The organism is Halosimplex aquaticum, from assembly GCF_028747785.1.
Lineage (GTDB): Archaea > Halobacteriota > Halobacteria > Halobacteriales > Haloarculaceae > Halosimplex > Halosimplex aquaticum.
In genome coordinates this window covers 4,538,577-4,551,590 of the sequence record NZ_CP118158.1, presented here as the reverse complement: position 1 = coordinate 4,551,590, position 13,014 = coordinate 4,538,577, and the positions used below count along the sequence as shown (strand labels likewise).

Below are 13,014 nucleotides of genomic sequence, written 5' to 3'. Positions count from 1 at the left end.
CAACGTGCTTCACAAGAGCGATCGGATTTTCACCCACCCGATTTTGCTGAAGCGGACGTATGCGTATTTGTCGTGGCCCCTCTTTTCATCGAGGTCGAAACCGGACTGGTTGTACGTCACGCTCCGATAGTCGCTGGGTGCTTGCCGCTTGAGACGACCGACGTTGTACCCTTTCTCTTTCTTTTTGCGAAGGTTCGAGAGGTTGCGGTGGAAGCGTGCGACGGTGGCTTGTGCGGCTTTCGAGTGTAGCTCGCTGAATAGCGGCCACTTGCGCTTCCACTCGGGGAGTTTATCGTTCTGGTCGTACTCGGACGGTTTGTCGTCTTCTGGGGCTTGTTCGTAGTCCCATCGGACGTGGTTGTAGAGTTGGCGATGAACGTCAAGATGGTGTTCCAGTTCTTCCGCTACCTCTTCTGTCGGGTAGGCGTGGTAGCGGTGACTGTATTCCATCGCTGTCTCTTGATTAGGAATGTGTTGACTTAATGGTTTGTATCACGAGTTGCCGGCTTCATCCCCGACCACGGTGGGTCGGGGTATTCGCCTCGCAGAAGAGTATAAATGTTCCTCAACACTGCTTGAGTTTTCGGAGACGAGCCCGATATCAACGAAGAGTTCCTGCCGGATCTCGACAGTGAGATGCACTCACCTCGTTCACATCCGATTCGATTCTCGGTGCTGTGTAGATGGCGCACCAAGGTCTGCTCGTCCCGGGGCCTGAGTGTCTCCAGTCTCCAATGGGGCGGCCTCGATTACGGTCAGCGGGATGTCTTTCATCCGCGAGCCCAGCTCCCGCTTTGCTACCGTTCGACTATCCTCGAGTGATCGAGCCGTCACCTCGACAGTGACGTCCAGGACGACCATCCCGTAACCCGTCGTACAGAGTGCGGCTTCCATTTCGTATCCGCATCCCGGACAGGCAAGATCCTGAACTTCGATATCGCACGAGCGGACGTTCGAGGCGGATGCTCGTTTTCCGACCTCGGCGACGCTGATGTTGATCGCGTCCTGAACGCCCGGTGCTCCTGGTACGACCCACGGAACCGTCAGTCGGACCTGATACCAGTCCTTCGAGCTCGCTGCATCAGGGTTCACTTCAGTCTACACCTCCGGCTCGTCGTACCAGTAGCGTCTGTCCACAGTGCCAGATCGTCGTATTGGGGTTCGTTTTCATGTGATTGGAGGGAACGGTGAATCCACAGAGGCTGGAATAGGGTTCTTCGAGCCGCGTTTCGAGGTCCTACCATCCGGGACGGACGAGAGATTGACTCTCCTCTTCAGCCCTGTATCCACTGTACGTCGAAGAGCGATATTGTTGTTCCAGCATTGGAATCCATGCAACTGTTGCAAGTCCAGGGCCACTATACGGAGTGGCGCTTCGCTGGTGGGGTAGAAACGGAAAAATAGGATTCTGAGTTCGCGGTGAACTCGGGGGTTGTTAGGGTTCGATATTGTTCGGGGGTGACAGTACAGGCAGTACCGTCAACGCTGCTGATGCGACCACGGTCACGTGCGAATCATCTCCAAAGGCTCGCTGTCGCGGGCTTGGTTCTGATGGCTCGATTCCGTGGCCTCTCGAATCTCGTTTTGATCGGCGACGTCGGAGAGTTCGGTCGCGATGATCTGCTCCATTTGAGACGGGGCAGGCCAGCGGGTCGAAATTTCTCCTGAGTAATTCGCAGCCGGACTACGTGGAATGGGCGCCCCATCCTTCGCAGTGCTGCTCGACCGTCCAACACGCTGTGGCGTTGCAGGACGGGGATTGGTCTCCGTCGACGATTCAGCAGATTCGAGGATGTGAATCTCGCTCTCCCAGCGTGAGTTCAGCGATGGTCGGTCCTGGAAAGCGGTCTTCCGGAAGTCAGTCAGACGAACCAGATCGCCTTCATTGGGTTCCATGAAGCACTTTCTCGAGACTACGACCTCACCGTCGACGTCGTTTGGATCCGACGTCGAGCGAGTGATTTCTCTCTCGCTGGGGTTCCAGATCGCGACGTACGCCCAGCCGGAATCATCCTCCAGTATGAATCCGAATTTGATCTTCGGATTATCCGGATAATACACGCGTTTCACTCGACCTTGAGTGGTGACGTATCCGTTCGTCGTTTCCGTATTCGTGTACGTGATGTTCCCGATTTTGAGGACGTTCGTCGGGTCGTGTTTCTCCTGGTCAGCTACCGTGAAGAGTGCGCTATCGAGGGACTGTCCGTCGAGCACACACTCGGCGAGCTGCGCAGCGATCGTTACACGACTCTTGTTGATCTCGTGAGCGTGGGGAAACTCGTCTGAGAGGATTCGCCGCGCTAGCTTACAGACGGGATCAACTTTGTCGGGGAACCACTCGTGTAGCGTCCGAAGCGGTTCAGCTCGGTCACGAACTCGCTGCATCGTCTTCTGCTTGGTCTCCTCGAGCTTCGCTTCCCGCCGTTCAGGAAGTGATGTCTCGTGAGCCATGCGGAACACTGCGAGAGAGTCCATGTGCCGATCTATGACTGCTGCTGCGCCAGTGGTGTAGCCGGGGCCGTTGATACTCTCGGAAACCTTCTTGATCTCGGCTTCGAGCGCAAGGCGGTTCTCGATTCCAGGAATCGAAGAGCGAGAGTACGCGCCAGGGTCTGAAACTACGTGACTCAGAGGGACGCTGGTCCCATCGGGAAACGTCACCTCGAGGTCGCGGGTTTCCAGTCCCTCAGCTTCGCACAGAATCTGTTCATCGTCCGGGATGAGCTTCATCTCGCGTAGACGGCGCGTGCGGCTATCCAGTGTCTCGAGTGGCACGAGCGGAGAATAGTGCTGAATACGGGATTCCAGTCGTCCGTCGGAGATGGAATCGTCCGCACTGGAAGCAACGCCGACTAACTGATCGCCAGTCGAGTCGGTGAGCTTCGCTGCACTCTCGATGATGTAGTCGCTCGCAGACTGAACCTGGTCGGGTTCCGAGAGGGAATCCGCCGGCATACCAGTCTGATTCACGCTAACTCTCCGTTCGTCGCTCCGGGACGGTTCCATCGGTTGCCCGTCGAACCACCCGTAGCATTCCTCGGGATTCGTTCCAGTCTCCAGCCTGTCCGCGAACCACTCTGGAGGGGTGTCGTCGTCGACGCTGTCTGGGGAATCGAGACCCAGGTAGCGGCGGACGTAGGGCGATCGTGGGAGATCGTCGTCGCTGACGGTGGAATCGTCGACGGACGGTCCGGCGACGCCACGAATCGTATCGGACACCCAATTGGCCGTGCGGGTGAGACGGGACTGGGTTGCATCGTCGTTGTCGGTACTACTGATCGTGTTGTGGTCGCACTCCGTAGAGCGGCCACTGTCGTCGTCGCTAGGCATTACACAATGGAAGCAAACCGATTGCTTTCCGACGTCTAAGACACGTGTGATCAGTATAACTGTATCGTGCTTAGTACCGTGTAGACACGCGGTTTACCGGAATATACACACATAATCTACCCATTTACAGTTGAGGTGACAGCCACCAAACTTCGCCATGGTGACAAAATCTCAAACTGCCCGTTCACGGCGCGTAGGAGGGAAAGGCGAGGTTTGCCTTTCCATTGTGTAATGCTGGATCGTTCAAGATCCACCTCTGTGTACACCTTTGGCAGAGATAACTGTATCGGAAAAATTTACACAGGAGCGTTTGAGAAAGGCATTTTTGGGAGAGTAGACTTACTGTAAATGAGGATGCGGAGCAGGCCCACTGGGTCGAACCCTCGGGACTGCTTCGGACAGGAACGTGGGGTAGTGGCCTACGTTCTGATAACGTCCGCTTCTACGGCAATAACGCGTTCTGGAGGGTCGGTTTACGAAGATCTAGATTAACGTCATCGAGTCATCAGGGTCGTCACCAATTAGATCACGAACGCCGTATACCGACACTGCATCCGCGTACCCCTGGTTCTCAGCCGCATTCCTAATTCCCTTTCTCGCCGGCCCATCGTCGGTCAAGATCACGATACTCCCAATCGAGCGATCCCGAAGATACTGGATCGCGAGACCCGCGAGAACTGCATCAGCTTTCTCTACTTCGTGTTCTGGACGGTCAGTTTCGTTCGCGATGGTGCGTCGAGCGGTGTCGCTTGCAGCGAGTGCATCGCCATCTTCCACATCGGGTGCGTCAACGATCTCGGCCCATCCTTCGTCAAGGGCTGTTTGGACCGGTTCCGTTTCTGATCCTCCGAGTTCGCCGACGACCCGTCGTGGGAGTTTCAGAACCGTATTTGCCCGTTCGACTTCCTGACGGAATCGGTCGTACTTCTGGTTCGACGGTCGACCGATCGCGAAAAAGACGTTCGCATCTACGATAACTTCGTTCTCACCGACGAGAGGAGACTCATCTACCATCGACGCTACTCACTCGTCTGTCCGTTGCTCTCGTTCGGGCGCACCGTCGAGTGCGGTACTATCAGGAAGTTCCATCTCGTCGCCCACATCCGGGAAGAGGTGTCCGAAGTACGGATCGTGTTCGCGACCCACCACGAGGGCTGGTTCGAGCGAGTTGACGATCATCATCGCCTCGGACTCCCGTACGTCGATGTCGCTAGCGACCATTCGATAGGTAGTCTTCCCGGCAGCGTGGAGCCCAGCGCCTCGAAGTGCAGCGACGAGTTTTCCGACACCGTGACGATCAACGAACACGGCGATGTCCTCATCGACCTCCTGCAGTGCAAGCGCGTGGAGGACTGTCGGCGTGATAACAATCGGGACGTGCTGTTCCACGACGATAACAGGGTCTGCAGTCAACTGTTGTGGTCGCACTGACTCATCCCGATCGACGAGACCGAGATTGACTAATCGGTCGATGTACTCGTACGTCGTCGACCTCGAGAGGTCGAGCCGGTCCATGACCGATGGTGGGCCGACCGGCCCCCAGTAACAGATATAGGTATAGACGCGAGCCAGCGATGGCTGATTGAGGAGTTCGACGACCGTCTCTAATCGTGGGGCGTTTCGCGCGAGTGTTGCTGGGTCGAGCGAACCCTCGTTCAATGCATCGACCGGTGGAGGGTCTACCGCCCCGCTTCCCCCGTCGGTGCGTAGATCGTTCCGGTCCCAAGGCGTGGTCATACCCACTTGTTCGAAGTTCATGAACTTTAGAATTCCGGTGCCCTCTCGAGTCACCCATCGAGATCACCCTGGAAGACCATCTGTTGGACGGTCTCAAATTTCTCCGAGTCGGAGAGGACTATACCGTCGCCCAGAATCTCTCGGAGTTCGTCAACGTGGTTCGGGACGGCTGGCAGCGTCTCGACGTCGATCTCGTACGCATACCGACCAGTGTCGAACTCCCGCTCTTTGAGGTCTTGCCGAATACGGTTCGCAGTTCACTGGTTCGTCATCCGGTCTTCTTCCACGAGTACCCACAGGTCGATGTCACTGCGTCTGTCAGCCTCACCTCGCGCCACGCTCCCGAACAGAACGACGCCGAGGACGCCATCGAGGTCCTCGCAGAGTGCTTCGACAGCAGCTCGGACAGGAGGCTGGAACTCGGCTTGCGGGACTTCGAGAACCGGGTCGTCCGGTCGGGAGAGCCGCCCACTGTTGATACGGACGTTCCGCGTGTTCCCCTCGCGCTTTTCGATTACGAGGTCGTTCGCGACGAGGATGTCGAGGGCTTTCGAAATACTGGGCTGAGAATACTCGACGGCGTCAGTGAGTTCCGTAATCGAGAACTCGTCGGTGTGATACCGACTTAAAAAAATAGAGGAGGTCGTGGACCGCCTGACTCCTGTACAAATCTGCGTCCTTCGCCGGTACGTCGAGTGATATTCGCGGTCCCGACCCCAAGTTGGTATTCGCGCTCCTTTGCATGCATAACTAGAGCCACCCCATTCTACTTAAACTTTATGAGGGTGTCATAGAAAGCCTCACACACGAGGACGCAGGGTGTTGGAACTGTGTCTACGAGCGCCAGCACCCTGCAAGAAGAGGGTTCTATCGACGAGTTCTTCAATGTCGTGGCTACCGAGACGCTCGCGTTGTTCGAGCATCTTGAGTTCGACTTTTTCAGCGAGTTCGACGTGTTCGCCCCCGCTCGCGGGGGGCGAACACGAGACCACCACCCACCAGAACTCTTCCGAGCGTTCCTCCACTGCTACTACAAGGACATCTACGGCATTCGCCCGGTCACACGAGAACTCCAGAACACGGTCGTCTGGCTCAGCTGTGGCTTCGATCGACCGCCCTCAAGAGACGCGGTCGATCGCTTCCTCACCGACCTCGAACACGTCGTCGACGAAGTCTTCGACCACCTCGTCGAGCAGGCCGCCGCCCGCGGCCTGCTCGACATGACCTACCGAATCGATTCGACGGACGTGCGAGCGATGCCATCCGACCCAGATGCGTCGAAGAACTACGACCCAACCGCTGAGGAGTACTATTACGGCTACGGCTGTACGATCGTCTCAACCGGCGCAAAGATCCCGATTGCAGCCGAGTTCACCGAGAGCAAACAAGCCGCAGAAGAGACGGCGATGCGCGTCACCCGTGACGCGCTCGCCGTCGCCCAGCCGATCTGGATGCTCGGTGACAGCGCCTACGACACGCTCGACTGGCACGACCTCCTGCTGACCGCAGGAGTCGTGCCAATCGCCCCGTACAACCCGCGAAACACCGACGATCCGCTCAATATCAAGTACAGAGTCGAAGACCGCATCGAGAAACACAGTGACGAGATTCAGCTCAAACAGTCGATCCTAGACGAGACGTACAACCGCCGGAGTCAGGTCGAGCGAACGAACGATGCGGTCAAGGACTGCGGCCTCGGGACGCTACGCGCCCGAGGCCGCGTCCACGCCCGAGCGCAGGTGTTCCTTGCGCTCTGCGTTCGACTCGTCGTCGCCGTCACCAACTACGAACGAGGTGACAATCCGGGAAGCACCGTCATCACGGTATGAGATGGATTCTATGACACCCTCTTTATACGTATATGCTACCTCGTCTTATATGGCCGAGGAGGTCCGTCCCACCAGGACAGCCATTGTCTGGGTGACATCCTCCGCGCCGTGAACGGCGCGGCTTCCCACGCATGGGGAATACCAGCGAAGTGCCGCTGTTGCTGGCAGAGGGTTCCGACCCGTGGAACGCCGAGAGAGTCATTTGCGAGTGTTTCTCGCTCGTCTCACAGTGGGTTGTGGTGCTGTCACAGCACTCCCATCCCGAGGCGAGTCATTGCTGCCGGTTTCAGCGGCACGCTCTCTCCCCACGGGTCAGCCCGGTGTGCAACGTTGATTGCGCCGTTTATGTCTCCCTGAAACTCCGTGCTGTGGCACTCATCGTTAGTACACCGGAATGTGGCTTGAGCGGCTCTGTTCCCGATGTAGCCGCACTCGTGGCACGTCTGGCTGGTGTACTCCGGTCGGACGTACTCGACCGGGATACCGGCCTCCCGCGCTTTGTTTTCAACGCGGTTCTGTAGTCCATGAACATTAGAGTTTCTGGCCTTCTCGACTCTAACGTACCACCTTTCTCTGTCTCTTTCCCTTCGACCTTTGGCAATGGCGAAATCGTGTGCTCTGGTTTGGGTGCTTTGAGATTGGTTAGCCCCAACTACCTTAGTCTCGACTAAGATAGGCCGAACTACTTTTGAGTGCTCCGATGGTAAGTGAGATATGGCTCGATTCGTCGACAGGGAACGGGAACTCGAACGGTTGCAAGCACTCTACGAGACAGACGACGCAACGCTCGCAGTTGTGTACGGACGTCGACGAATGGGCAAGACCACGCTCGTCCTCGAGTCGATCAAAGGCCGGGAAGACGCAGTGTACTACCAGGCGACCCGAGGGAGTGCCGAACAACAGATCGAGTCATTCGTGAGTGATGCCGCAGCGGTGTACCCAGGCATCACACGGATTCGCGAGGACTGGGAGTCACTCTTCGGGTATCTCGCGGAGGAAGATGCAGTCGTAGTCATTGACGAGTTCCCATACCTCGTCGAACAAACGGACGAACTGCCGTCAATTCTCCAGCGGGTCTGGGATCACACGGCATCGGAGACAGCGACGACCTTCGTCCTTACAGGGTCGGCGATCGGAATGATGTATGAGTACACACTCGACGGCTCGGGCCCGCTCTATGGGCGGGTGGCGAAAGATCCGAACGGACGACTTGATGTGGGACCACTCCCATTCGAGGCGGCTTTGTCATTCTTTCCGGCGTATACCCCCGCCGAGCAGGTGATGACCTATGGGGTCTTCGGTGGGACTCCCGAATATCTTAGAGCGGTTCGCGACGACGAATCTCTCGACGAGAACGTCACTCGGACGTTACTCCGGCGGGACGGGAGTCTCCACGAAGAACCAGAGAATGTGCTCCATCGCGAGGTCGACGAGGTCGACCGTTACTTTGCGGTATTGAAGTCGATGGCCGAGGGGAATCGGACACCCAACGAGATCGCACAAGGGGCAGGTATCACCAGTGGGAGTGTCGGCTACTACCTCAGTCGACTTCGTGACCTCCGGATCATCGAGCAGCACTATCCGGCTACTGTTGACCCGGACCGAAGTCGAAAAGGGCGATACCGGACGAGTGACCCGTTGTTCAGATTCTGGTTCCGGTTCGTGTACGGGCGGACAGCTCGGTACGAAGTGTATGGCAACGATGCGTACGCGGACCTCGTCGAGCCAGAACTTCCTGACTTCGTTAGTGGTACCTTCGAACGATTATGTCAGGAGGCCATTCTGTACGAATACGGTGATCAGTACCGCTTCGTGGAGGAGCCGAGCAACTGGTGGAATGGGAACGGCCAAGAGATCGATATCGTGGCCCCAACAGATGAAGACACACTCGTGGTCGGTGAAGCGAAATTTCGTCAGCAGCCGGTTGGATACGATGTCCTCAACCAACTCGAGAACGAGGCGCCACTCGTAGATTGGGTGCCAGATAGCGGTGGGGAACCAAAGTACCGTTATGCGCTGTTCAGTCGGAGCGGATTCAATCGAAGCCTCAAGGAATCCGCCGAGGAGCGCGATGACATCCGGCTGTTTAGCGTCAACGACGTAGTTCGAGCCCTCTCGGATTGAGCGGTGGCCCTCCGTCGCTTCGAGCTGAGAACGACCTCGACCAGATCTGTCGCGATGCCTGACTATGAGAGATGTTGTAGCGTCGCCGGCAAGTCCGTGTTCACCGAAGAAGCAGAGGTGATGATATTCATATAGGGCCACGCCAGGAGAGCATGACGGAATCCGAAGTCCGTTCGATACCAATCGCTTGTATTTGTCCCCGAAGGGGGTGAGGGAGTTCGGAAGTGGGGAAGCAGGCTGCCCACTCGCCGTAGCTCCCACGTGGAGTTGACACCGATGGCTTCCTACTACCAGAACGGACAGCACCGACTCAAGAATACCGACATCGAACAGGGTCGCCGGTTCGACGAACTCACGCTTCGCGGGCTCTACGAAAGCCCGCACCTCGAGAGCGACTGTCTCGGTACCCGCCTCGACAACGCCGGCGAGCTAATGATTGCTGCGCGTACAGAACCGGAATACGACGAGTTCGGCCTCGAAGTCGAGGGCACCCGCGGGCAGGAGATCGACTCATACTGGGTGAACGCAAGTCTCCGAACCACTCAAGCACGAGATGTCGATCCGATCGACCTGAGTGATGAGGATCTCACTGGACTCCCGCTCGAATCCCAGGAACGGCTCCACGGGCTCCGCAACGAGCGCAAGCGCCAGCGAGAGAAGGCGTTGGCCGCATCTGTCGTCGGCGTTGACCGGGAGTCTCGCACTCGCGAGGACGTCGTTGGCGACCGTCGCGAGCAGCGCCACGAACACGACGACAGATTAGTCGGCCCGCGGGGGATCACCCATCACGATCCGCTTGAGGGTGTCGACGCCGAAACAGCCGAGCGTGTTCGCGATGCAGCCGTCCGTCTCGCCGATCACTTCGTTTCGGGTCCCGGTGTCGAGGTTATCGAGAACGCTATCGGCCGGAAGGTCGCACGCGGTCAGACCGTCCATGCAGCACTCTCGAACGTCCAGGAACAGTTCTACCAGGAAACAGGGGTCATCCAGCGGATCTCGACAGTCCCGGTCATCCCCTCGAAGTACAACGTCGAAGCAGACATCCAGGGAGAGGTGACGAGGCTCTGGTACCCGAAATCCAGCAATCAACAGCAGGTGGGACTCATTACCGACGATACAGGAACGATCAAATTCACCGTCTGGACACGGTCAAATCAGAGCGTCATCCTCCACGAAGGTGATCGCGTTCGTATCGTCGGTGGAAAAGTCGGAAAATACAACGGCCAGGCAACGTTAGCAGCGGATTCGGAAACCCGAATCACGGTCGTCGATCGTGGAGATGGCCCTGCACCGCGTGGAGACATCGCGAGAGTCTTTCAGGAAGAGACGGGCACGTCATCCGCTGCTGAAGACACTGAAGAGCCCAATCAAGTCCACAAACCGTGCGCGATCCCTGCCCCTGGAACACCAGGTGTGGAGAAAGTCTCCCGGCCAGTTCACGCGCCTGTTGATCGTCTTGACGGATCTCAGAGTGAGAATTTCGAAGCGAATCACTGGCTGAAATCCACCGAGATATACGAGGAGGACGGCGCTGTCCCGCTCCCGGAATGGTGGCGAAACCAGGATACCGTTGTCTCGGTCGTCGTCGACAACGAGGCCGATCAGTCGACGATCAACGAAGCAATCGAGGAGACAGTCTCCAACACTTCCCTCGATTCAAGCAACGAGGAGAAGCCGGCGGTCCAAATTCCGATTCCCAATGGAAAACGCCGACTCTGGGCACTCATTCGTGACGAGGACCGCTTCGGAACAGCGCTGGCAGAATCGCCTGCGGAGGAGAGTTGTGTCGATGCAGACGATACACTCATCGGCATCGCTGGATCGAGCTCGATAACCGACCCCAGTGCTACATCCGATTCAGATCTCAGCCTGCCGTCGACGAGTACAATCTGTCCAAGATGTTCTCACCACCGGGCTCACTATCGACTCGTTCAGTTACGCTCCATCGACGAACCTCCGACCAGGTTCTTGTCTTGTACCGAATGCGGAAACCGGTGGCGTGAGGACAGCTGATGCTGTCCGATAGTCGATAACAGATACGAGGGGTGGAATCCATGTATTGGCGTTATCTCACGACTGAGAACAACAAATTGTGTGGGAGGGTGTCATAGAAAGCCTCACACACGAGGACGCAGGGTGTTGGAACTGTGTCTACGAGCGCCAGCACCCTGCAAGAAGAGGGTTCTATCGACGAGTTCTTCAATGTCGTGGCTACCGAGACGCTCGCGTTGTTCGAGCATCTTGAGTTCGACTTTTTCAGCGAGTTCGACGTGTTCGCCCCCGCTCGCCGGGGGCGAACACGAGACCACCACCCACCAGAACTCTTCCGAGCGTTCCTCCACTGCTACTACAAGGACATCTACGGCATTCGCCCGGTCACACGAGAACTCCAGAACACGGTCGTCTGGCTCAGCTGTGGCTTCGATCGACCGCCCTCAAGAGACGCGGTCGATCGCTTCCTCACCGACCTCGAACACGTCGTCGACGAAGTCTTCGACCACCTCGTCGAGCAGGCCGCCGCCCGCGGCCTGCTCGACATGACCTACCGAATCGATTCGACGGACGTGCGAGCGATGCCATCCGACCCAGATGCGTCGAAGAACTACGACCCAACCGCTGAGGAGTACTATTACGGCTACGGCTGTACGATCGTCTCAACCGGCGCAAAGATCCCGATTGCAGCCGAGTTCACCGAGAGCAAACAAGCCGCAGAAGAGACGGCGATGCGCGTCACCCGTGACGCGCTCGCCGTCGCCCAGCCGATCTGGATGCTCGGTGACAGCGCCTACGACACGCTCGACTGGCACGACCTCCTGCTGACCGCAGGAGTCGTGCCAATCGCCCCGTACAACCCGCGAAACACCGACGATCCGCTCAATATCAAGTACAGAGTCGAAGACCGCATCGAGAAACACAGTGACGAGATTCAGCTCAAACAGTCGATCCTAGACGAGACGTACAACCGCCGGAGTCAGGTCGAGCGAACGAACGATGCGGTCAAGGACTGCGGCCTCGGGACGCTACGCGCCCGAGGCCGCGTCCACGCCCGAGCGCAGGTGTTCCTTGCGCTCTGCGTTCGACTCGTCGTCGCCGTCACCAACTACGAACGAGGTGACAATCCGGGAAGCACCGTCATCACGGTATGAGATGGATTCTATGACACCCTCGAGGAAGCTGGTGGTATTGAGGAACTTGAAAAGGCACTCGGGGGTGGCCACGAATGACTGAATACTGGGCTGCGGTTTACGCCCGGGATAAGACATACGGGGGCGCTAATCTACGCTGGCGGATGCGCGACATGGAAGAACATCCATGCGACCCCGGGTGGGAACGCGGAGACTGTTCCGCCTGCCATCAGCCAATCCGAGAACGCGCCGAGGCAGGGGATGTACTGTTCGATATCGTATTCCCCAAGGACGCCAAATCGAACGCTCCGAGAGTAGTACGGTCCATAATGCCAGTTGAGCAGACAAAAGCAGGCGCATTGAAATTCGACTCATACGTCTTTCTTGATGGTGACTGGCGCGACGGTATTGAAGCAGCCGAAGGAGAGACAAAATTCTGGTTGAGTGGCGCTGCACTGTGGCGGGGGAGAGGTGCGCTGACCGAACGGACCGCAGTAGACTGGTTGGAGATGATGTCAGAAACCGAGGCATACACGGTCTACGAAGCCGGACAGCGTCCTCGCTCGGTTCCGGATGAGCACTGGGGAGAAATGATTCAAAGGTGTCCTCTGTCTAATAGTGTGGCGTCAGGGAGTCGTTGCAATCCAGAGTCGCATGGAGGAAGCAGGTCCCAGAGAGAGAAGACTTGTACCACAACGTGTTGATTCACCGGTCGGCCTACATCTCGGCTTAGTTCCCTTCGATGGTTTCACTCTCGGGTTCGGCACCGCATCCTCGCACCTCTATTAGGTGCCACAGTCCCGACTCGTCGTTCCGAACGGCCCTCATACACTGGGCTATAAGCGGAGTAGTGATAGAGTCGCTGGAAT

At 57.4% G+C, this 13,014-nt stretch carries 8 protein-coding genes and 3 pseudogenes; 4 read left to right on the top strand and 7 right to left on the bottom strand.

Annotated elements, in window-relative coordinates:
• Positions 1–21 precede the first annotated feature (21 nt).
• The 6 genes and pseudogenes from PSC72_RS22475 to PSC72_RS25655 all read right to left on the bottom strand — a co-directional run.
• Positions 22–450 (bottom strand): annotated as a pseudogene (locus tag PSC72_RS22475) (helix-turn-helix domain-containing protein); the annotation flags it as partial.
• Between the two features lie 201 nt (positions 451–651).
• Entirely contained in the window at positions 652–1,092 is a 441-nt protein-coding gene (locus tag PSC72_RS25660) for a DUF555 domain-containing protein (protein ID WP_382261826.1), read from the bottom strand.
• Between the two features lie 411 nt (positions 1,093–1,503).
• Entirely contained in the window at positions 1,504–3,330 is a 1,827-nt protein-coding gene (locus PSC72_RS22470) for a hypothetical protein (protein WP_274323654.1), read from the bottom strand.
• Between the two features lie 483 nt (positions 3,331–3,813).
• A complete protein-coding gene (locus tag PSC72_RS22465) occupies positions 3,814–4,344 on the bottom strand; it encodes a hypothetical protein (protein WP_274323653.1) in 531 nt (176 codons plus the stop codon).
• 9 nt (positions 4,345–4,353) lie between these two features.
• The gene (locus tag PSC72_RS22460) at positions 4,354–5,067 is read right to left on the bottom strand and encodes a DUF7437 domain-containing protein (RefSeq protein WP_274323652.1); all 714 of its coding nucleotides are present in this window, start codon (positions 5,065–5,067) and stop codon (positions 4,354–4,356) included.
• 50 nt (positions 5,068–5,117) lie between these two features.
• Positions 5,118–5,811, bottom strand: a pseudogene (locus PSC72_RS25655) (nucleotidyltransferase domain-containing protein).
• Positions 5,812–5,897: 86 nt separating this feature from the next.
• Between PSC72_RS25655 and PSC72_RS22450 the strand changes: the two are divergent.
• Positions 5,898–6,896 (top strand): transposase, encoded by a 999-nt coding sequence (locus tag PSC72_RS22450; RefSeq protein WP_274323651.1) that lies wholly within the window; start codon positions 5,898–5,900, stop codon positions 6,894–6,896.
• 157 nt (positions 6,897–7,053) lie between these two features.
• Here PSC72_RS22450 and PSC72_RS22445 read toward each other — a convergent pair.
• Positions 7,054–7,417: pseudogene (locus PSC72_RS22445) on the bottom strand (transposase); the annotation flags it as partial.
• A 193-nt stretch (positions 7,418–7,610) separates the two neighbouring features.
• On the opposite strand from PSC72_RS22445, the gene PSC72_RS22440 reads away from it, so the two are divergent.
• From PSC72_RS22440 to PSC72_RS22430, 3 genes are all read left to right on the top strand, one after another.
• Complete coding sequence (locus PSC72_RS22440) at positions 7,611–9,020, top strand: ATP-binding protein (protein ID WP_274323650.1); 1,410 nt, start codon at positions 7,611–7,613, stop codon at positions 9,018–9,020.
• Between the two features lie 276 nt (positions 9,021–9,296).
• Positions 9,297–11,033 (top strand): hypothetical protein, encoded by a 1,737-nt coding sequence (locus tag PSC72_RS22435; protein ID WP_274323649.1) that lies wholly within the window; start codon positions 9,297–9,299, stop codon positions 11,031–11,033.
• Positions 11,034–11,167: 134 nt separating this feature from the next.
• Entirely contained in the window at positions 11,168–12,166 is a 999-nt protein-coding gene (locus PSC72_RS22430; protein ID WP_274321708.1) for a transposase, read from the top strand.
• The last annotated feature ends 848 nt before the right edge of the window (positions 12,167–13,014 follow it).

Excerpts from the sequence above, each read along its gene's own strand:
- PSC72_RS22470 (WP_274323654.1), bottom strand. The coding sequence starts at position 3,330 with ATGCCTAGCGACGACGACAGTGGCCGCTCTACGGAGTGCGACCACAAC.
- PSC72_RS22465 (WP_274323653.1), bottom strand. The coding sequence starts at position 4,344 with ATGGTAGATGAGTCTCCTCTCGTCGGTGAGAACGAAGTTATCGTAGAT.
- PSC72_RS22460 (WP_274323652.1), bottom strand. The coding sequence starts at position 5,067 with ATGACCACGCCTTGGGACCGGAACGATCTACGCACCGACGGGGGAAGC.
- PSC72_RS22440 (WP_274323650.1), top strand. The coding sequence starts at position 7,611 with ATGGCTCGATTCGTCGACAGGGAACGGGAACTCGAACGGTTGCAAGCA.
- PSC72_RS22435 (WP_274323649.1), top strand. The coding sequence starts at position 9,297 with ATGGCTTCCTACTACCAGAACGGACAGCACCGACTCAAGAATACCGAC.